This window comes from Streptomyces sp. NPDC060049 (assembly GCF_042736715.1).
Lineage (GTDB): Bacteria > Actinomycetota > Actinomycetes > Streptomycetales > Streptomycetaceae > Streptomyces.
In genome coordinates this window covers 104,653-124,915 of sequence record NZ_JBHWVV010000008.1, presented here as the reverse complement: position 1 = coordinate 124,915, position 20,263 = coordinate 104,653, and the positions used below count along the sequence as shown (strand labels likewise).

Genomic DNA, 20,263 nt, shown 5'->3' with positions numbered 1-20,263 from the left:
CCTCCGGCGACGAAATCCGTACGATGGCGCCGTGCCCGCCCCCCTTCACGCGCCCGCGCCCGTCCCGATGCCCCCGCCCGCGCCCGTGCCCGGTCCGACCCTCGCCGACATCGCGCGCGCCGCCGAGGTCTCCACCGCGACCGTCTCGCACGCGCTCAACGGCACCGGACGCGTCGGCGAGTCCACCCGCCGCCGGGTGCGCGAGGTGGCCGGCGCCCTCGGCTACGGGGCCCGGCGCGGCCCGCACAGCCGCAGCCTCGGCATCGCCGTGACCACGTACGCGGGGTTCGCCTGGGACTTCGCGCGGATCGCCTACTTCTCCCGGATGCTCATCGCCGCCACCTCGGCGGCGCACGCCCACGGCTACGCCCTGACCACGCTGCCCGCCGACCGGGGCGCCGAGCCGCTGTGGCACACCCTGGCGGTCGACGGGATGCTGCTGCTCGACAGTCCGGCCGACGACCCGGTGCTGCGCGCGCTGCGGGCGCGCGGTCTGCCGGTGGTCTTCGACGGGCCGCCGGTCGATGCCCGGCCGGGGGACGTGTGGGTGGACAACGACCACACCGCCACCACCCGCGAGGTACTGGACCACCTCGAGGCCTCCGGCGCCCGGCGGATCGCGCTGCACGCGGGCTACGGCCGGGAGTTCTACACCGGGGCCGTCACGTCAGCCTATGAACACTGGTGCGCCGGGCACGGCCGGGCTCCGCTCGTGGTCCCCTTCGACCCCAACGACGCGGCCGGGCATGCCTTCGACTCCGCGTTCGCGGGGCCGGACAGGCCCGACGCCGTCTACTGCGTATACGACCCGGGCGGCCGGCAGGTGCTGGCCGCCGCCGCGCGCCATGGCATCCGTATCCCCGGACGTGTCCCCGGCGGGACGTCCGGCGCCCGGCCGGGGGAGGACGGGCTGCTGCTGGTCTGCGCCAGCGAGGACCCGGCGTACGCCGAGAACGAACCCTCCGTGACCACCGTCACCTTCAACCCGGAGCGGATCGCCGAATCGGCGGTTTCGTCCCTGGTCAAGCTGATCGAATCCGGACATGCGCAATCGCCTGGCAGGCTGACGGTACCGGCGGGGTTGTGGGTGCGTGCCTCGTCCCGGCCACCTCTCATGTACTAGAGTTATCTCGACATCGAGATATCTGCCCTGACGTACCGCAGCCGCCCCGCTGGTAAGGGTTACCTAACTTAGCCTCACCTTAGCGGATTGGCCAGAGTGCCTCGCGGCAGGATTGCGGTAATACGCGCGAATTCATGCATGAAGGAGACTGTCGTGTCGGCGAACAGCTTCGACGCCCGCAGCACGCTGCAGGTGGGCGACGAGTCGTACGAGATCTTCAAGCTGGACAAGGTCGAGGGCTCCGCCCGCCTTCCCTACAGCCTGAAGGTCCTGCTGGAGAACCTGCTCCGTACCGAGGACGGCGCGAACATCACCGCCGACCACATCCGGTCGCTCGGCAACTGGGACTCGCAGGCCCAGCCCAGCGAGGAGATCCAGTTCACGCCGGCCCGCGTGATCATGCAGGACTTCACCGGCGTTCCCTGCGTCGTGGACCTCGCCACCATGCGCGAGGCCGTGAAGGCCCTCGGCGGCGACCCGTCCAAGATCAACCCGCTGGCGCCGGCCGAGCTGGTCATCGACCACTCGGTCATCGCCGACAAGTTCGGCACCAACGAGGCGTTCGCCCAGAACGTGGAGCTGGAGTACGGCCGCAACAAGGAGCGCTACCAGTTCCTGCGCTGGGGCCAGACCGCCTTCGACGAGTTCAAGGTCGTCCCCCCGGGCACCGGCATCGTCCACCAGGTCAACATCGAGCACCTCGCCCGCACGGTCATGGTCCGGGGCGGCCAGGCGTACCCCGACACCCTCGTCGGCACCGACTCGCACACCACGATGGTCAACGGCCTGGGCGTACTGGGCTGGGGCGTCGGCGGCATCGAGGCCGAGGCCGCGATGCTCGGCCAGCCGGTCTCCATGCTGATCCCGCGCGTCGTGGGCTTCAAGCTGACCGGCGAGCTGCCCACCGGCACCACCGCCACCGACCTCGTGCTGACCATCACCGAGATGCTCCGCAAGCACGGCGTCGTCGGCAAGTTCGTCGAGTTCTACGGTGAGGGCGTCTCCGCCACCTCGCTGGCGAACCGCGCCACCATCGGCAACATGTCGCCGGAGTTCGGTTCCACCGCCGCGATCTTCCCGATCGACGACGAGACGCTGAAGTACCTGCGCCTGACCGGCCGCGACGCCCAGCAGGTCGCGCTCGTCGAGGCGTACGCCAAGGCCCAGGGCCTGTGGCTGGACCCGGCCGCCGAGCCGGACTTCTCCGAGAAGCTGGAGCTCGACCTCTCCACGGTCGTCCCCTCCATCGCCGGCCCGAAGCGCCCGCAGGACCGCATCGTCCTCGCCAACGCCTCGCAGCAGTTCGCCCAGGACGTGCGCAACTACGTCAACGACGACGAGGAGGCCGGCAAGGAGTCCTTCCCGGCGTCCGACTCGCCGGCCACCGCGAACGGTGTGCCCACCAAGCCCACCCCGGTGACCCTGGCCGACGGCACCTCCTTCGAGATCGACCACGGCGCCGTCACGGTCGCCGCGATCACCTCGTGCACCAACACCTCGAACCCCTACGTCATGGTCGCCGCGGCGCTCGTGGCGAAGAAGGCGGTCGAGAAGGGCCTGACCCGCAAGCCGTGGGTCAAGACCACGCTGGCCCCGGGCTCCAAGGTAGTCACCGACTACTTCGACAAGGCCGGACTGACCCCGTACCTGGACAAGATGGGCTTCAACCTCGTCGGGTACGGCTGCACCACCTGCATCGGCAACTCCGGTCCGCTGGAGGAGGAGATCTCGAAGGCGATCAACGAGGCCGACCTCGCGGTCACCTCGGTGCTCTCGGGCAACCGCAACTTCGAGGGCCGCATCAACCCCGACGTCAAGATGAACTACCTGGCCTCCCCGCCGCTGGTCGTCGCGTACGCCATCGCGGGCTCCATGAAGGTGGACATCACCAACGACGCCATCGGCATCGACACCGAGGGCAAGCCGGTCTTCCTGAAGGACATCTGGCCCTCCGAGGCCGAGGTCAACGACGTCGTGGCGAACGCCATCGGCGAGGACATGTTCAACAAGTCCTACCAGGACGTCTTCGCGGGCGACGCCCAGTGGCAGGCGCTGTCGATCCCGACGGGCAACACCTTCGAGTGGGACCCGCAGTCCACCTACGTCCGCAAGCCCCCCTACTTCGAGGGCATGACGATGGAGACCACCCCGGTCTCCGACATCGCCGGCGCCCGCGTGCTGGCGAAGCTGGGCGACTCGGTCACCACCGACCACATCTCCCCGGCCGGTGCGATCAAGGCCGACACCCCGGCCGGCAAGTACCTCACGGAGCACGGCGTCGAGCGCCGCGACTTCAACTCGTACGGTTCCCGCCGCGGCAACCACGAGGTCATGATCCGCGGTACCTTCGCCAACATTCGCCTCCGCAACCAGATCGCGGCGGGCACCGAGGGCGGCTTCACCCGCGACTTCACCGTCGAGGGCGCGCCCGTCGCCTTCATCTACGACGCCTCGCAGAACTACCAGGCCGCCGGCATCCCGCTGGTCATCCTGGCGGGCAAGGAGTACGGCTCCGGCTCGTCCCGCGACTGGGCGGCCAAGGGCACGGCGCTGCTCGGCGTCAAGGCCGTCATCGCGGAGTCCTACGAGCGCATCCACCGCTCGAACCTGATCGGCATGGGCGTCCTGCCCCTGCAGTTCCCCGAGGGCGCCACGGCGGCCTCCCTGGGCCTCACCGGCGAGGAGACCTTCTCCTTCACCGGTGTGGAGGAGCTGAACAACGGCACCACCCCGCGCACCGTCAAGGTGACCACCGACACCGGCGTGGAGTTCGACGCGGTCGTCCGCATCGACACCCCCGGTGAGGCGGACTACTACCGCAACGGCGGCATCATGCAGTACGTGCTCCGCAACCTCATCCGCGGCTGAGCGCATATCGGCACCAAAGGGCCGTACCTCCGTTAAAGGAGGTACGGTCCTTCCGTTTCTGCGGGCGGCTCCGACGGCCAAGTCAGGTGACGGTGAGGTCTCAACTCGGAAAAGCCGGGGCCCATACCGGCACATGATCTTGCTCACAGGAGCGGAAGTGGACTATACCTGTGCCCGTCCGGATCGCCGCGAAACGAGCGGCCCCGGACGGGGGGACGGCGGGGACCTGCGGTGATGTCCGCACGTGCGGCAACAGCCACACTTCCTTCCTCCTTCACACTCCTGACGAAGGCGAGGACTTGAACATGGGATCCACCTCCGCCCACGGCGAGAACAGCAACGGTGAGGGCCTCGGCCGCCGCGACCTGATCAAGCGCTCCGCGGCACTCGGCCTCATCGCCGTACCGACGATGAGCTTCCTGTCCGCGTGCGCCTCCGGCTCCGAGGAGACGACCAAGGGCAACGAGGCCAAGACGGCCACGTCCAAGGAAAACCCGTTCGGCGTCTCCAAGGGCAGCAAGCTCGACGTGGTCGTCTTCAAGGGCGGCTACGGCGACGACTACGCCAAGGCCTGGGAGGCGGCGTTCGACAAGAAGTGGGGCACCACCACCTCCCACCTCTCCACCCAGGAGATCACCTCCAAGCTGCAGCCGCGCTTCAACGGCGGCAACCCGCCGGACGTCGTCGACGACTCCGGCGCCCAGCAGATCAAGCTGGACGTGCTCGCCAAGGGCAACCAGCTCGCCGACCTCACCGCGGTGCTCGACGCCCCCTCGCCCGACGACCCGGCCAAGACGGTCCGGGACACGCTGATGCCGGGGACCGTCGAAGGCGGCATGGTCGGCGGCAAGTTCGTCGCGCTGCAGTACGTCTACACCGTCTGGGGCCTGTGGTACTCGGGCAAGCTCTTCAAGGAGAAGGGCTGGACCCCGCCGAAGACCTGGCCCGAGTTCATGGAGATCTGCAAGAAGGCCAAGGAAGCCGGCATCGGCGGCCTGGCCCACCAGGGCAAGTACCCGTACTACATCAACGTCGCCATCATGGACCTGATCGCCAAGAAGGGCGGCCTGGATGCCATGAAGGCGATCGACAACCTGGAGCCGAACGCCTTCGCGGACAACCCGGTCGCGCTCGAGGCGGTCGAGGCGATCTACGAGATCGTCGAGAAGGACCTGCTGCTGCCGGGCACCAACGGCCTGACGCACACCGAGTCCCAGACCCAGTGGAACCAGTACAAGGCCGCCTTCATCACCTCCGGCTCCTGGCTGGAGAACGAGCAGCTCAAGCAGACCCCGGACGACTTCGACATGCAGTTCCTGCCGATGCCGGTGCTGCCCGGGAGCAAGCTGCCCTTCGAGGCCATCCGCGCCGGCGCCGGCGAGCCCTTCATCGTCCCGGAGAAGGCCGCCAACAAGGCCGGCGGCCTGGAGTTCCTCCGCTCGATGCTGTCGCGCGAGTGGTCGACCCTCTTCGCCCAGCAGGCCAACTCCCTCACCGTCCTCAAGGACGGCGTGGACCCGGCGGTCAAGCTCCGCCCGGGCACGCAGTCGGCCGTCGCCGCGCTCAAGGCGGCCGGGGACAACACCTTCAACTACCGTTACGCGGACTGGTACAGCGAGATGGGCACCGAGCTGGAGAACGCGTCCAATGAGCTGATGGCCAAGCGCATCCAGCCCAAGGAATGGATCAAGCGGGCCCAGGCTGCGGTAGACAAGGCGACCAAGGACCCGAACGCCAAGAACAACAAGCGCAGCTGACACCAGCGTCCACCGGTCACCCGGACACACCAGGGACGGACACCATGAGCCACGTAGCAAACAGCAAAGGGCGGGGCGGCTTCATCGCCGGCTTCCTCATCCTGCCCCTCGCGCTGTATCTGACCTTTGTCATCTGGCCGTACATCCAGACGTTCGGCTACTCCTTCACCAACTGGACGGGTCAGTCACCGACTTTCGACTTCGTCGGTCTGGACAACTACTCGGCCCTGCTGAAGGACGAGGTCTTCCGCGGCGCGCTGCTGCACAACCTGCTGCTCTTGGTGTTCGTCCCGGCGGTCACCATCCTGATCTCCCTGTTCTTCGCCTTCATGCTGAACGCCGGAGGGCGCAGCGGGGCCGGCGGGGTCCAGGGGGTGGCGGGTTCAGCCCTCTACAAGGTGATCTACTTCTTCCCGCAGGTCCTCTCCCTCGCCATCCTCGCGGTGCTCTTCGGAGCCGTGTACCGCAGCGACCAGGGCGGCCTGCTGAATGGATTCCTCGTAAAACTGGGACTGGTCGACCCGTCCCACCCGATCGAATGGCTCAACGAGCCCAACTTCGTCCTCTGGTGCCTGCTGCTCGTCGTCGTCTGGCACGGGGTCGGCTTCTACCTCGTCCTCTTCTCGGCCGCCATGCAGTCGGTCCCCAAGGACATCTACGAGGCCGCGCTCCTCGACGGCGCGGGGCGCGCCCAGACCTTCTTCAAGGTCACGCTGCCCCTGCTGTGGGATTCTGTACAGACCTCCGCGGTCTATCTGGGCATCGCCGCGATGGACATGTTCGTCCTCGTGTCGACCATGACCTCGGGCCAGTTCGGCGGCGGACCGGACCACCACAGCGAGGTCATGGCGACGGTGCTGATGCGTAACTTCCTGTACTTCGGCCAGGCCGGATACGCCTGCGCCATGGGGGTCGTGATGCTCGTCCTCACCCTGATCCTCTCCGCCATCACGCTGCGGGCCACTCGCCGCGAGCACGTCGAGTTCTAGCGGGAGACCACGATGACCACAGTGATCAAAGCACCGGGCGAGGCGGCAGCCGAGAAGCGCGCCGCCGGCACCGGGCAGACCCGCGGCCGGGGCAAGGGCGGCTCCGAGGGCATGGTCCTCAACGTCTTCTCGCACGGCTTCCTCGCCGTGTGGGGGATACTGATCATCCTGCCCCTGATCTGGCTGGTGCTCGGCTCCTTCAAGACCGACGCGCAGATCGGCGGCTCGGCCCTGAGCTGGCCGGCCCACTGGGAGTTCGACGCGTTCGGCCGCGCCTGGACCAAGGGCATCGGGAACTACTTCGCCAACACGCTGATCGTGATGGTGTTCTCGGTACCGCTGACGATGCTGCTCGGCTCGATGGCCGCGTACGTCCTGGCCCGCTACCCGTTCACGGGCAACCGGCTGATCTACTACTTCTTCGTCAGCGGGGCCATGTTCCCGGTCTTCCTGGCGCTCGTCCCGCTGTTCTTCATGGTGAAGCGGCTGGACATGCTCAACTCGTACCAGGGCCTGATCCTCGTGTACGTGGCGTACTCGATGCCCTTCACCGTCTTCTTCATGCACTCGTTCTTCCGGACGCTGCCGACGGCCGTGCACGAGGCGGCGGTGATCGACGGGGCCTCGCACACCCGGATCTTCTTCCAGGTGATGCTGCCGATGGCCAAGCCCGGCCTGATCAGCGTCGGGATCTTCAATGTCCTCGGGCAGTGGAACCAGTACATCCTGCCCTCCGTGCTGATGCAGCCGCAGACCGGATCGGACCCCGAGCGCTACATGCTCACCCAGGGCCTGATCCAGTTGCAGTACCAGATGGGCTACGAGACGGACCTGCCGGTGCTGTTCGCCGGTGTGACCATCGCGATGATCCCGATGCTGGTGGTCTACCTGTCCTTCCAGCGTCAGATCCAGGCCGGCCTGACGTCCGCCACCCTCAAGTAGCGGACGCGGACCGGTCGGGCACGACCGACCAGCTGACCGCCGAGACGGAGGGGTCGAGGGAGAGGTTGCTGACCGCTTCCTCCAGCATCCGGCCCCCCTCGCCCTCGGCGGTCAGCAGTGCGGACACCGTCACCAGGCCGGCCGTCGGGCCGTCCTGGCTGCGGATCGAGCGCAGCTGGTAGCCGGGCCGGCCCAGCGCGTCGACCAGCCGGTGGCGGATGTGGGCCTCCTCCGCCTCCAGGCACACGGCCTCGAAGTGGAAGTCGGTGGCCACCTCGGCACCGCCCCCCGGGTCGCGGTCCATGCGCCGGCCCAGCGGGCGCAGCAGGAGGTTCGCTCCCACCACGCCCGCCGTGCCGAAGGCCGCCAGGACGAACATCCCGGTGCCGGCGAGGCAGCCCACGGCCGCCGAGCACCACAGGGTGGCGGCCGTGTTCAGGCCCCGTACGCTCAGCCCGTCGCGCATGATCACGCCGGCGCCGAGGAAGCCGATCCCCGAGACGATCTGGGCGGCGACCCGCGAGCCGTCGTACTGGACCTGCGAGACCTCGCTCATGAAGCCGTACTGCGAGAGCAGCACGAACAGCGCGGCGCCGCCCGCCACCAGGGCGTTGGTCCGCAGGCCCGCCATCCGGGCCCTCCACTGCCGTTCCAGGCCGATCGCCGCCCCGAACCCGAGCGCCGCGGCCAGGTGCCCGGCCATCTCCCATTCGGTGAGGCCCATGGCCCGCCTCCCTCCTTCTGTCGCGTGCGGCCTCTTACAGCCAGGTGCCGAACTTGCGGATGTACACGGTCTTCAGCAGCTGCGTGAGCGTGCAGTAGGCGAGCAGCACGCCGATCAGCCACGGGAAGTAGCTCGCCGGCAGGGCCACGAAGCCCAGCGACTCGGCCAGCGGCGAGAAGGGCAGGTAGAGCCCGGTCAGCACCGCGAGGACGGTCATCACCATCACCGGCCAGGAGGCGCGGGACTGGATGAAGGGGATCTTGCGGGTACGGATCATGTGGACGATCAGGGTCTGCGAGAGCAGTCCCTCGATGAACCAGCCGGACTGGAAGAGCGCCTGGCTCGCCTCGCTGTTGGCGGCGAACACGTTCCACATGATCACGAACATGGCGATGTCGAAGATCGAGCTGATGGGACCGATGCAGACCATGAACCGGCCGATGCCCTTGGCGTCCCAGTTGCGGGGCTTGCGCAGGTACTCCTCGTCCATCCGGTCCCACGGCGTGGCCAGCTGCGCGATGTCGTAGACGAGGTTCTGGACCAGCAGCATGATCGCCAGCATCGGCTGGAAGGGGATGAAGGCGCTCGCCACCAGCACCGAGAAGACGTTGCCGAAGTTCGAGCTGGCCGTCATCTTGATGTACTTGATCGTGTTGCCGAAGGTGGTCCGGCCTTGGATCACGCCCTGCTCCAGGACGGTCAGGTCCTTCTCCAGCAGGATGATGTCCGCCGACTCCTTCGCGATGTCGACGGCGGTGTCGACGGAGATGCCGACGTCGGCGTCGTGCAGCGCGGCGGCGTCGTTGATGCCGTCCCCGAGGAAGCCGACCGTGTGGCCGTCGGCCTGCAGGGCCCGGACGATCCGTGCCTTCTGGACCGGGTTGACCTTGGCGAAGACCGTCGTACGGGCGGCCAGCGCGCGCAGCGCCGCGTCGTCCAGGGCGTCGAGCTCGCCGCCCGAGACCACATGGCCCACGTCGATGCCGACGTCGGCGCAGACCCGGGCCGCCACCAGCTCGTTGTCGCCGGTGACGACCTTGACCGCGATGCCCTTGTCGGCGAGGCCCTGCAGGGCCTCGGCGGCGTCGGCCTTCGGCGGGTCGAGGAAGGCGAGGAAGCCGACCAGGGTCAGCCGGTCCTCGTCGGCGACGGTGTAGGTGTCGCGCGGGGCGTCCATGGTGCGGGTGGCCACGGCGAGGACGCGCAGGCCCCGACGGTTGTTGTCCTCGGCGATGCGGGTGACGTGCCAGCGCAGCTGCTCGGTCAGTTCGACCCGCTGCCCGCGGTCCCTCATGTGGCTGCAGAGATCGAGGACCTCCTCGACCGCGCCCTTGGTGATCATGACGTGTTCGGGGCGGCCGAGGTCGCCCACGATGCTGTTGCGGTTCAGGACCACGGACATCCTGCGGCGGGCGAAGTCGAAGGGGATCTCGTCGACCATCTTGAACCGGGCATCGACGACAACCTCCTCGGCCTCGCCCACGCGGTCGATGACCGCCTGGTCCATCAGGTTCTTCAGGCCGGTCTGGAAGTGCGAGTTGAGGTAGCCGTACTCCAGGACCTCGTTGTCGTCGTTCCCGTGCACGTCCAGGTAGCGGTCCAGGACGATCCGGTCCTCGGTGAGGGTGCCGGTCTTGTCCGTGCAGAGCACGTCCATGGCGCCCAGGTTCTGGATCGCGTTGAGCCGCTTGACGACGACCTTGCGCTTGGACATGGCGACCGCGCCGCGCGCCAGGTTGGCGGAGACCACCATCGGCAGCATCTCGGGCGTCAGGCCCACCGCCACGGCGATGCCGAGGAGGAAGGCCGCGTTCCAGTCGCCCTTGGTGAAGCCGTTGATCATGAAGACGACGGGGACCATCACCAGCATGAAGCGGATCAGCAGGAAGCTGACCTTGCGCACGCCGGTGTCGAAGTTGGTCTGCGGGCGCTCGCCGGACAGTGAGCCGGCCATCGAGCCGAAGTAGGTGTCGGCGCCCGTGGCGACGACGACTCCGGTGGCGGTGCCGGAGGTGACCGAAGTGCCCATCAGGCAGAGGTTGTCGGCCTCGACCGGGTCGGTGGTCTCGAACTGCCCGAAGTCCTCGGTCCGGGTGTCGGCCTTGGCGACCGGCAGGGACTCGCCGGACAGGGCGGCCTGGCTGACCATCAGGTCCTTGGACGTGATGAGCCGCAGGTCGGCCGGGATCAGGTCGCCGGCGGCCAGCTTGACCATGTCGCCGGGGACCACCTGGTCCATCGGGACTTCGAAGGTGGTCGGTCCGGAGCCGCTGCCCGCCCGGCGCTGCACGGCGCAGGTGGTGGTGACGAGCTTCTGGAGCGCGTCGGCGGCGCGGCCCGAGCGGAATTCCTGCCAGAAGCGCAGCAGTCCGCTGATCCCGACCATCACCGAGAGGATGATGACGCCGGGGTCGGCCGGGTCCTGCCAGTACATGACGGCGGCCAGGAAGATCAGGACCCCGATGAACGGGTTCCAGTAGGCCTTCGCGAGCTGGAACCACCAGCGCGGGGCCCGGTCGTGGGCGATGACGTTCGCGCCGTGGTGCTCCAGGCGCAGTGCGGCCTCGGTGTGCGTGAGGCCGTTGCGCGAAGCGTCCACTTCCTGCAGGACCTGGACGCTGGAGCGGGCGCTGGACGCGGCGAGCCGCTCGCCGGAGGCCCGGGTGCGGGCCTCCAGCTCGGCGGCCTTGCGCTCGCGGCGTGCCGAGCCCGGCGGTGCGAGCTTCGTGGGGGTACGAGGGGTGAGCATGGTCATGACGAAAAACTCCCTCCGTGGTGCCGGACAGCACGAAGCCGAACGGTCACGTGGAGTGATCATGGGGCGGCGCGAAGGGGCACGTACGGCCACGGGGCACGCCGGTGGGCATGGGTGACGCAGGCCTGACGGAACCGTCAGGTCATGCGGAAGGAATCACGAAGGTGAATGCAGAAACGCACGGGGGCGGCACGGAGCCGCGGCCGTACACGCTCGGGAAAGGCCGACCCGCCCGTGGGCGGTCAGCCGGAGAGAGCGCTGCAAGGACTTCGATCGGGACTCATCCCGAACACCTCCTCGCGTCGCGCTGTCATGACAGGGGGCGCCCGATCCGGCCGTAAAAGACCGTAGAAGAACGACGCCTCAGCGACCGTAGCACGCCACTGATGGATGTTTCTCTCATACTTATGACCCATAGTGGCCGATTCGTGCTGCGTCGGCCCCTTGACGTCTCGAGGCGCAAAGGCTCGACTTAAGGTTCACAAGTTGGAGAGACGCCGGGGTCTCGGAGCACGCAGCCGCTACGGTCCCGGCCGGGGGGCGACGGCTTGCCGTCGCTTATGGGCAGGAGTGGATGAGTCGTGCAGACTCCCGGATCGCAGTCTTCACTGCATCGCGCGAATCTGGAGCGCGTCGTACGGGCGGTGCGGCTCGCGGGTTCTCTGACCCAGGCCGAGATCGCCCGGAGCACGGGGCTGTCGGCGGCCACGGTCTCCAACATCGTGCGCGAGCTCAGGGAGGCCGGGACCGTCGAGGTCACGGACACCTCCGCGGGCGGCCGGCGCGCGCGCAGCGTCTCGCTCAGCGGTGACGCGGGCATCGTGATCGGCGTCGACTTCGGCCACACCCACCTGCGGGTGGCCGTCGGCAACCTGGCGCACCAGGTACTGGCAGAGGAGTCCGAGCCACTGGACGTGGACGCCTCCTGGGTGGACGGCTTCGACCGGGCGGAAGCCCTGGTCGGACGGCTCATCGAGGGCATAGGGGTCGGCCGCGACAAGGTCATCGGCGTCGGCCTCGGCGTACCGGGCCCCATCGACGTGGAGTCGGGCACCCTCGGGTCCACCGCGATCCTGCCGGGCTGGGCCGGGATCAACCCGCGCCAGGAGCTCTCGCGCCGCCTCGGCGTGCCCGTGTACGTCGACAACGACGCGAACCTCGGGGCGCTGGGGGAGCTCGTGTGGGGGAGCGGGCGCGGGGTGAAGGACCTGGCCTACATCAAGGTCGCCAGTGGTGTCGGCGCGGGGCTGGTGATCAACGGCCAGATCTACCGCGGACCCGGCGGCACGGCCGGCGAGATCGGGCACATCACGCTGGACGAGTCGGGCCCGGTCTGCCGCTGCGGCAACCGCGGCTGCCTGGAGACCTTCGCCGCCGCCCGGTACGTCCTGCCGCTCCTGCAGAGCAGCCACGGACCGGAGTTGACGATGGAGCGGGTGGTGGAGCTCGCCCGGGAGGGCGACCCCGGCTGCCGCCGGGTGATCACCGACGTGGGCCGCCACATCGGCAGTGGCGTGGCCAGCCTGTGCAACCTCCTGAACCCGAGCCGGGTGGTCCTGGGCGGTTCGCTGGCGGACGCCGGCGAACTGGTGCTGGCCCCCATACGCGAGTCCGTGGGCAGGTACGCCATCCCCAGCGCGGCCAGGCAGTTGTCGGTCCTGACCGGGTCGCTGGGCGGCCGCGCCGAGGTGCTGGGAGCGCTCGCCCTCGTGCTCAGTGAAATGGGTGATTCGACGCTTTTGGCGGAAGAGGGCAGTGGGGTGCGAGCGCCGGCCGTCTTGTCTTCAGTTAGATAACGGATGGCACCGTTGTCATCTCGTTAAGGATTCACTCCTTGACGGCAAACTCGCGGCCGGGGTTGACTCACATCCACCTCGGCCGCAGTGTTGCGGCCTCGTCAGGGAGGTTCAAGTAATGAACACGCGTATGCGCAGAGCCGCCGTAGCCGTCGCCGCCAGCGCCATGGCCGTCTCGCTCGCCGCTTGCGGCAGTGCGAAGGAGTCCGGCGACAGCAAGGGCTCTACCGCCACCGTCAAGGGCAACGCGATCAAGGTCGGCCTGCTCCTGCCGGAGAACCAGACCGCTCGTTACGAGAAGTTCGACAAGCCGCTCATCGAGAAGGCCGTCGCCGACCTCACCGCGGGCAAGGGCGAGGTCGTCTACGCCAACGCCAAGCAGGACGCGACCACGCAGAACTCGCAGGTCGACACGATGATCACCAACAAGGTGAACGTCCTGATCATCGACGCCGTGGACTCCAAGGCCATCGCGGGCTCGGTCAAGAAGGCCAAGGAGGCCGGCATCCCGGTCGTGGCCTACGACCGTCTGGCCGAGGGCCCGATCGACGCCTACACCTCCTTCGACAACGAAGAGGTCGGCAAGGTCCAGGGCAAGGCGCTCCTGGAGGCCCTGGGCGACAAGGCCAAGGACGGCCAGATCGTCATGATGAACGGCTCGGTCACCGACCCGAACGCCAAGCTCTTCAAGTCCGGTGCGCACTCCGTCCTCGACGGCAAGGTGAACATCGGCAAGGAGTACGACACCGTCGAGTGGAAGCCGGAGAACGCCAACACCAACATGGCGGCCGCTCTCTCGGCGCTCGGCAAGGACAAGGTCGTCGGCGTCTACTCCGCCAACGACGGCATGGCCGGCGGCATCATCACCGCCCTCAAGGCGGCCGGTGTGTCCACGCTTCCCCCGGTCACCGGTCAGGACGCCGAACTCGCCGGTGTGCAGCGCATCGTCGCCGGTGAGCAGTTCATGAGCGTCTACAAGCCGTACGCCCCCGAGGCCGAGGCCGCCGCAAAGATGGCCGTCGCCCTCGCGAAGGGCGACCGGCTCGAGGTCATCACCACCTCCAAGGTGGACAGCCCCTCCGCCAAGGGCGTTCCGTCCCTGCTGATCCCCGTCGTCTCGCTGACCAAGGCGAACATCAAGGACACGGTCATCCGGGACAACGTCTACTCGGCCGACGAGATCTGCACCGACAAGTACGCGGCCGCCTGCGCCACCCTCGGCCTGAAGTAAGGCCCCCGCCGCTCGCCCCGCGAGCCGGCCCCATGCCTGTCCGGCGCCCCCGCCTCCATCCCGCCACTGGCGGGGCGCCGGACAGAAACGTTTCACCTCATCAGATATCCCCGTGGTCCTGCTTCTTTTGCACGACATCCCCGCCGGTCAGGCGGCAAGGAGATGGTTCATGTGTCCGCTGCGCCCGTACTGGCGTTGCGAGGGGTCTCGAAGCGGTTCGGCGCCGTTCAGGCCCTGACCGACGTAGAACTCGAGATCCACTCCGGCGAGGTGGTCGCCCTCGTCGGCGACAACGGCGCCGGCAAGTCCACGCTGGTCAAGACGATCGCCGGCGTGCACCCCATCGATGACGGTGTCATCGAATGGGAGGGCCGCCCGGTCTCGATCACCAAGCCCCACGACGCCCAGAACCTGGGCATTGCGACGGTCTACCAGGACCTCGCGCTGTGCGACAACATCGATGTCGTCGGCAACCTCTTCCTCGGCCGCGAGCTCAAGCGGCGCGGCGTCCTCGACGAGGTGGAGATGGAGCGGCGCGCCCGCGAGCTCCTGACCACCCTGTCCATCCGGATCCCCAGCGTCCGCATCCCCATCGCCTCGCTCTCGGGCGGCCAGCGCCAGACCGTGGCGATCGCCCGCTCCATGCTGGGCGAGCCCCAGCTCGTCATCCTCGACGAGCCCACCGCCGCCCTCGGCGTCGAGCAGACCGCACAGGTGCTCGACCTGGTGGAGCGGCTGCGCGAGCGCGGCCACGCCGTCATCCTCATCAGCCACAACATGGCCGATGTGAAGGCCGTGGCCGACAAGGTGGCCGTACTGCGGCTGGGCCGCAACAACGGCGTCTTCTCCGTGAAGAACACCTCGCAGGAAGAGATCATCTCCGCCATCACCGGGGCCACGGACAACGCCGTGACCCGCCGGGCGGCCCGTACGGGGGAGGCCCGCAAGTGAGCACCCATAAGCATGCCGCCGGTCCGCTGGGCAAGGGCCCCGCAGGCCGGACGCGGCACATCGACCCGGTCAACCCGGCCGCCGCGCACGACGCGATCCCGGCCGTGGACCCCCGGCTGCTCGTGCGCGAGCAGGGCCTCGCCGGATACATGAACGAGTTCGGCCGCAAGCTCAAGGCCGGCGACCTGGGCTCCGTGCCCGTCGTCCTCGGCCTGATCATCATCTGGAGCATCTTCCAGGGCCTGAACTCGAACTTCCTCGGCCCCGAGAACCTCACCAACATCGCGATCACGATGACGGCCACCGGCATGATGGCGGTCGGCATCATCTTCGTGCTGCTGCTCGGCGAGATCGACCTCTCGGTCGGCTCGGTCAGCGGTGTCTCGGGCGCGATCGTCGCGGTCCTCGCGGTCACCCACGGCGTCAACGAATGGCTGTCCCTCGTCGCGGCGGTCGCCGGAGGCGCCCTGATCGGCTCCATCCACGGCTTCTTCTTCGCCAGGATCGGCGCTCCGGCCTTCGCCGTCACCCTTTCGGGCCTGCTCTTCTGGTCCGGCGCGATGCTGCAGATCCTCGGCAGCAACGGCACGATCAACCTCGACTCCGACGGCGTGGTCGGGCAGCTGACCACGTACTTCTTCTCGGACGTGGCCGTCGGCTACGGGCTCGCCGGCCTCACCGTGGCGGGGTACTTCCTCGGCACGTTCTTCGACGCGCGGCGCCGCGCGGCCGCGGGCGTCCCCTCCCGCCCGCTCGGCGACATCCTGCTGCGCACCGCGCTCCTCGCGGTGTTCACCTTCGGTCCCGCCGTCGTGTTCAACCAGTACAAGGGACTGCCGCTCGCGGTGGTGCTCTTCCTGCTGGCCCTGGTCGTCTCGGACTTCGTGCTGCGGCGCACGACCTTCGGTCGTCAGGTCTTCGCGCTCGGCGGCAGTGTCGAGGCCTCCCGGCGCGCCGGCATCAACGTCAACCGGGTCCGGATCACGGTGTTCGCGATCTCCGGCACCTTCGCGGCGATCGGCGGCCTCTTCTGGGCCTCCAAGATCGCGGCGGCTAACCAGAGCGCCGGCTCCGGCGACCTGCTGATGAACGTGATCGCGGCGGCCGTCATCGGCGGCACCAGCCTCTTCGGCGGCCGCGGCCGGACCTGGAACGCCCTCCTCGGCGTCATGGTCATCACGTCCATCCAGTACGGTCTGGCCCTGGAGGGAATCGCGACGCCGATCCAGTACATGATCACCGGTGCGGTACTGCTCGCCACCGTGGTGATCGACTCGGTCACCCGCAAGACGCAGAAGACGGCCGGACGTGCCTGATTCAGCGGTCCGCGAGTGACGCGGCGGTAAGAACCGTCACAGTGCCCGGTGCCACTACGAGTGGTGCCGGGCACCTGTGCGTAGATATTTGCGTATATCTGTACGGGTGTGCGCCCGTTTGACGGGTGTGGCTTCGCGCAGGTGCGTACAGGTATGACAAAGCTGTGACCCCGACCGGTACCGCCCGATGATGCCCGCCGCGAGCGGAACATTAGACTCGACGGACCAGCTGGCAACTGCAAGGAGGCACGGGTGCTGCTGACCCGCATCAAGGGACCGCGCGATCTGGACCGGCTCAGCCAGGAGGAGCTCGAACAGCTCGCCGCCGAGATCAGGTCCTTCCTCGTCGACGCCGTCTCCAAGACCGGCGGGCACCTCGGCCCCAACCTCGGTGTGGTCGAGCTGACGATCGCCCTTCACCGGGTCTTCGACTCGCCCAAGGACAAGGTCCTCTTCGACACCGGCCACCAGGCCTACGTCCACAAGCTGCTCACCGGCCGCCAGGACTTCGGGAGCCTGCGCTCCAAGGGCGGCCTGTCGGGCTACCCCTCGCGCGCCGAGTCCGCCCACGACGTGATCGAGAACTCGCACGCCTCCACCGTGCTGGGCTGGGCCGACGGCATCGCCAAGGCCAACGAGGTGCTCGGCCGCGAGGACCACCACGTCGCCGCGGTCATCGGTGACGGAGCCCTGACCGGCGGCATGGCCTGGGAGGCGCTGAACAACATCGCCGCCGCCAAGGACCGCCCGCTCGTCATCGTCGTCAACGACAACGAGCGCTCCTACGGCCCCACCATCGGCGGCCTCGCCAACCACCTGGCCACCCTGCGCACCACGGACGGCTACGAGCGCTTCCTGGCCCGCGGCAAGGACCTGCTGGAACGCACCCCGGTCGTCGGGAAGCCGCTCTACGAGACCCTGCACGGCGCCAAGAAGGGCCTCAAGGACTTCATCGCCCCGCAGGGCATGTTCGAGGACCTGGGCCTGAAGTACATCGGGCCCATCGACGGCCACGACATCGAGGCCCTGGAGTCCGCCCTGCAGCGCGCCAAGCGTTTCAGCGGACCGGTCATCGTCCACTGCCTCACCCAGAAGGGCCGCGGCTACGAGCCGGCCGTCCAGGACGAGGCGGACCGCTTCCACGCGGTCGGCGTCATCCACCCCGACACCGGGCTCCCCGTCAGCACCGACGCCGCCAGCTGGACTTCGGTCTTCGCCGACGAGATGGTCAAGCTCGGCAAGGAGCGCAAGGACATCGTCGCCATCACCGCGGCCATGCTCCAGCCCGTCGGCCTGAAGAAGTTCGCCGACGCCTACCCGGACCGGATCTTCGACGTCGGCATCGCCGAGCAGCACGGCGCCACCTCGGCGGCGGGCCTGGCGACCGGCGGAGCCCACCCGGTCTTCGCGGTGTACGCCACCTTCCTCAACCGCGCGTTCGACCAGGTCCTGATGGACGTGGCCCTGCACAAGTGCGGAGTCACCTTCGTCCTGGACCGGGCCGGTGTCACCGGCACCGACGGAGCCTCCCACAACGGCATGTGGGACATGTCCATCCTCCAGGTCGTCCCCGGACTGCGCCTGGCCGCCCCGCGCGACGCGGAGCAGCTGCGGGCCCAGCTGAACGAGGCCGTCCTGGTGAAGGACGCGCCGACCGTGGTGCGCTTCTCCAAGGGCGTCGTCGGCCCGGCCGTTCCGGCCGTCGGCAAGGTCGGCGGCATGGACGTGCTGCGCCGTCCGGGCGACGAGGTCACCCGGCCGGACGTACTGCTCGTATCGGTCGGCGCGCTCGCCCCGATGTGCCTGGAGATCGCCGACCTCCTCGACCGGCAGGGCATCTCGACGACCGTGGTCGACCCCCGCTGGGTCAAGCCGGTGGACGAGGCCCTGGCGCCGCTCGCGGACCGCCACCGCGTGGTCGTCACCGTCGAGGACAACAGCCGCGCCGGCGGCGTGGGCTCCGCCATCGCGCAGGCCCTGCGGGACGCGGGCGTCGACGTACCGCTGCGCGACTTCGGCATTCCGCAGCGCTTCCTGGACCACGCCACGCGCAAGGAGGTCATGGCCGAGATCGGTCTGACCGCCCCGGACATCGCGCGGCAGGTCACCGGCCTGGTGGCCAAGCTGGACAGGCGCTACGACAGCGAGCCGGCGGCCGCCGTCGACTAGGACGGGTACCGCGCACTAGATCGCCGCGCGGTTGCACGGCACGGGCCGGGAGATCACTCTTGAGGAGTGGGCCTCCCGGCCCGTTCGCGTGCGTGCACACCTGTTTCGGAGGTGCGTCGGTGAGTAGGGATATGCACAGCCCCTTCCGCACCAAGTCGGTGGAGCAGTCCATCCGCGACACGGAGGAGCCGGAACACGCGCTCCGCAAGTCGCTCTCCGCCAAGGACCTGACGGTTTTCGGTGTGGGTGTCATCATCGGCACCGGCATCTTCGTCCTCACGGGCATCGCGGCCCGGAACAACGCCGGACCCGCCACCGCCCTCGCCTTCGTGGCAGCGGGCGTCGTCTGCGCCCTCGCGGCGCTCTGTTACGCCGAGTTCGCGTCCACCGTGCCGGTGGCCGGCTCGGCGTACACGTTCTCGTACGCCTCGATCGGTGAGCTGCCCGCCTGGATCATCGGATGGGACCTGGTGCTCGAATTCGCGCTCGGCACCGCCGTCGTGGCGGTCGGCTGGTCCGGGTACGTGCGCCACCTCATGCACACCAACCTCGGCTGGGACCTGCCCGTCGCGCTGTCCGGGCCCGACGCGGGAGGGACCTTCGACCTGCTGGCCTTCCTGCTGATCCTGGCGCTGACCGCGATTTTGGTCGTCGGGACGAAACTCTCGGCGCGGATCACCGCGATCGTGGTCGCCATCAAGGTCGCCGTGGTGCTGCTGGTCATCATCGCGGGCCTGTTCTTCATCAAGGCCGACAACTACTCGCCGTTCATCCCCCCGGCCCAGCCACAGGAGGCGGGCAACGGTCTGCACGCGCCACTGATCCAGCTGCTCTTCGGATACGCGCCCACCAACTTCGGCGTCATGGGCATCTTCACCGCTGCCTCGCTCATCTTCTTCGCCTTCATCGGCTTCGACGTCGTGGCCACCGCGGCCGAGGAGACCAAGAACCCGCAGCGGGACATGCCGCGCGGCATTCTCGGCTCCCTGGTGATCTGCACGCTGCTCTACGTCGCGGTGACGCTGGTGGTCACGGGCATGCAGCACTACACGAAGATGTCGGCGAGCGCCCCGCTCGCCGAAGCCTTCAAATCGGTGGACCAGCCCTTCTTCGCCGGTGCCATCAGCCTCGGGGCGGCCGTCGGCCTGATCACCGTGAGCATGATCCTGCTCCTCGGCCAGACCCGGGTGTTCTTCGCGATGAGCCGTGACGGACTGCTGCCGCGCTTCTTCTCGGTCACCCACCCCAAGTACCGCACCCCCTACCGGGCGACCATCCTGCTCGGTGTGGTCATCGCCGTCCTCGCGGGCTTCACCAGCCTCGAGAAGCTCGCGGAGCTGGTGAACATCGGCACCCTGTTCGCCTTCGTGCTCGTCGCCCTCGGCGTGATCATCCTGCGCCGGACCCGCCCCGACCTGCACCGGGCCTTCCGCACCCCGTGGGTGCCGCTGATTCCGATCCTGTCGATCCTGGCCTCGCTCTGGCTCATGCTCAACCTGCCGGCCGAGACCTGGATCCGCTTCGGGATCTGGATGGCGATCGGCATCGTCGTCTACTTCGCGTACGGACGCCGCAACAGCCGCCTCGGCAAGGCCGGCGCGGACGCGAAGTACTAGGTGTGAAAGCCGGAAGCCGGCCGTAC

The 20,263-nt window shown here is 68.4% G+C and carries 13 protein-coding genes; 11 read left to right on the top strand and 2 right to left on the bottom strand.

Going from position 1 to position 20,263, the window contains the following annotated elements:
• Positions 1–31 precede the first annotated feature (31 nt).
• The 5 genes from ACFWBY_RS16975 to ACFWBY_RS16955 all read left to right on the top strand — a co-directional run bounded on the left by ACFWBY_RS16975 (position 32) and on the right by ACFWBY_RS16955 (position 7,679).
• Positions 32–1,123, top strand: a complete 1,092-nt coding sequence (locus ACFWBY_RS16975; protein ID WP_385332375.1) for a LacI family DNA-binding transcriptional regulator — start codon at positions 32–34, stop codon at positions 1,121–1,123.
• Between the two features lie 138 nt (positions 1,124–1,261).
• Positions 1,262–3,991, top strand: coding sequence for an aconitate hydratase AcnA (gene acnA, locus ACFWBY_RS16970; RefSeq protein ID WP_385332372.1), 2,730 nt, complete (start codon positions 1,262–1,264; stop codon positions 3,989–3,991).
• A 305-nt stretch (positions 3,992–4,296) separates the two neighbouring features.
• Positions 4,297–5,748, top strand: coding sequence for an N-acetylglucosamine/diacetylchitobiose ABC transporter substrate-binding protein (ngcE, locus tag ACFWBY_RS16965; RefSeq protein WP_385332369.1), 1,452 nt, complete (start codon positions 4,297–4,299; stop codon positions 5,746–5,748).
• 44 nt (positions 5,749–5,792) lie between these two features.
• Complete coding sequence (locus ACFWBY_RS16960; RefSeq protein WP_214956481.1) at positions 5,793–6,737, top strand: carbohydrate ABC transporter permease; 945 nt, start codon at positions 5,793–5,795, stop codon at positions 6,735–6,737.
• Positions 6,738–6,749: 12 nt separating this feature from the next.
• Positions 6,750–7,679, top strand: a complete 930-nt coding sequence (locus ACFWBY_RS16955; protein ID WP_385332365.1) for a carbohydrate ABC transporter permease — start codon at positions 6,750–6,752, stop codon at positions 7,677–7,679.
• On the opposite strand, the gene ACFWBY_RS16950 is transcribed toward ACFWBY_RS16955, so the two are convergent.
• Both ACFWBY_RS16950 and mgtA read right to left on the bottom strand, forming a co-directional pair.
• Positions 7,672–8,403, bottom strand: a complete 732-nt coding sequence (locus tag ACFWBY_RS16950; protein WP_385332362.1) for an MgtC/SapB family protein — start codon at positions 8,401–8,403, stop codon at positions 7,672–7,674. The two genes, ACFWBY_RS16955 and ACFWBY_RS16950, sit on opposite strands and share 8 nt — an antisense overlap.
• A gap of 34 nt (positions 8,404–8,437) precedes the next feature.
• Positions 8,438–11,158: a magnesium-translocating P-type ATPase gene (gene mgtA / locus ACFWBY_RS16945; RefSeq protein WP_385332359.1), complete on the bottom strand. Its 2,721-nt coding sequence runs from the start codon at positions 11,156–11,158 to the stop codon at positions 8,438–8,440.
• 581 nt (positions 11,159–11,739) lie between these two features.
• Here mgtA and ACFWBY_RS16940 point away from each other — a divergent pair.
• From ACFWBY_RS16940 to ACFWBY_RS16915, 6 genes are all read left to right on the top strand, one after another.
• Positions 11,740–12,954, top strand: a complete 1,215-nt coding sequence (locus ACFWBY_RS16940) for an ROK family protein (protein ID WP_385332356.1) — start codon at positions 11,740–11,742, stop codon at positions 12,952–12,954.
• Between the two features lie 118 nt (positions 12,955–13,072).
• Positions 13,073–14,185 (top strand): sugar ABC transporter substrate-binding protein, encoded by a 1,113-nt coding sequence (locus ACFWBY_RS16935; protein ID WP_385332353.1) that lies wholly within the window; start codon positions 13,073–13,075, stop codon positions 14,183–14,185.
• A 162-nt stretch (positions 14,186–14,347) separates the two neighbouring features.
• Complete coding sequence (locus tag ACFWBY_RS16930) at positions 14,348–15,136, top strand: ATP-binding cassette domain-containing protein (RefSeq protein WP_385332350.1); 789 nt, start codon at positions 14,348–14,350, stop codon at positions 15,134–15,136.
• 26 nt (positions 15,137–15,162) lie between these two features.
• Positions 15,163–16,452: a sugar ABC transporter permease gene (locus tag ACFWBY_RS16925; RefSeq protein WP_385332471.1), complete on the top strand. Its 1,290-nt coding sequence runs from the start codon at positions 15,163–15,165 to the stop codon at positions 16,450–16,452.
• A gap of 252 nt (positions 16,453–16,704) precedes the next feature.
• A complete protein-coding gene (gene dxs, locus ACFWBY_RS16920) occupies positions 16,705–18,621 on the top strand; it encodes a 1-deoxy-D-xylulose-5-phosphate synthase (RefSeq protein WP_385332347.1) in 1,917 nt (638 codons plus the stop codon).
• 131 nt (positions 18,622–18,752) lie between these two features.
• Positions 18,753–20,237 carry an amino acid permease gene (locus ACFWBY_RS16915; protein ID WP_385332468.1) on the top strand — a complete coding sequence of 495 codons (1,485 nt, stop codon included), beginning with the start codon at positions 18,753–18,755 and terminating at the stop codon, positions 20,235–20,237.
• Positions 20,238–20,263 lie beyond the last annotated feature (26 nt).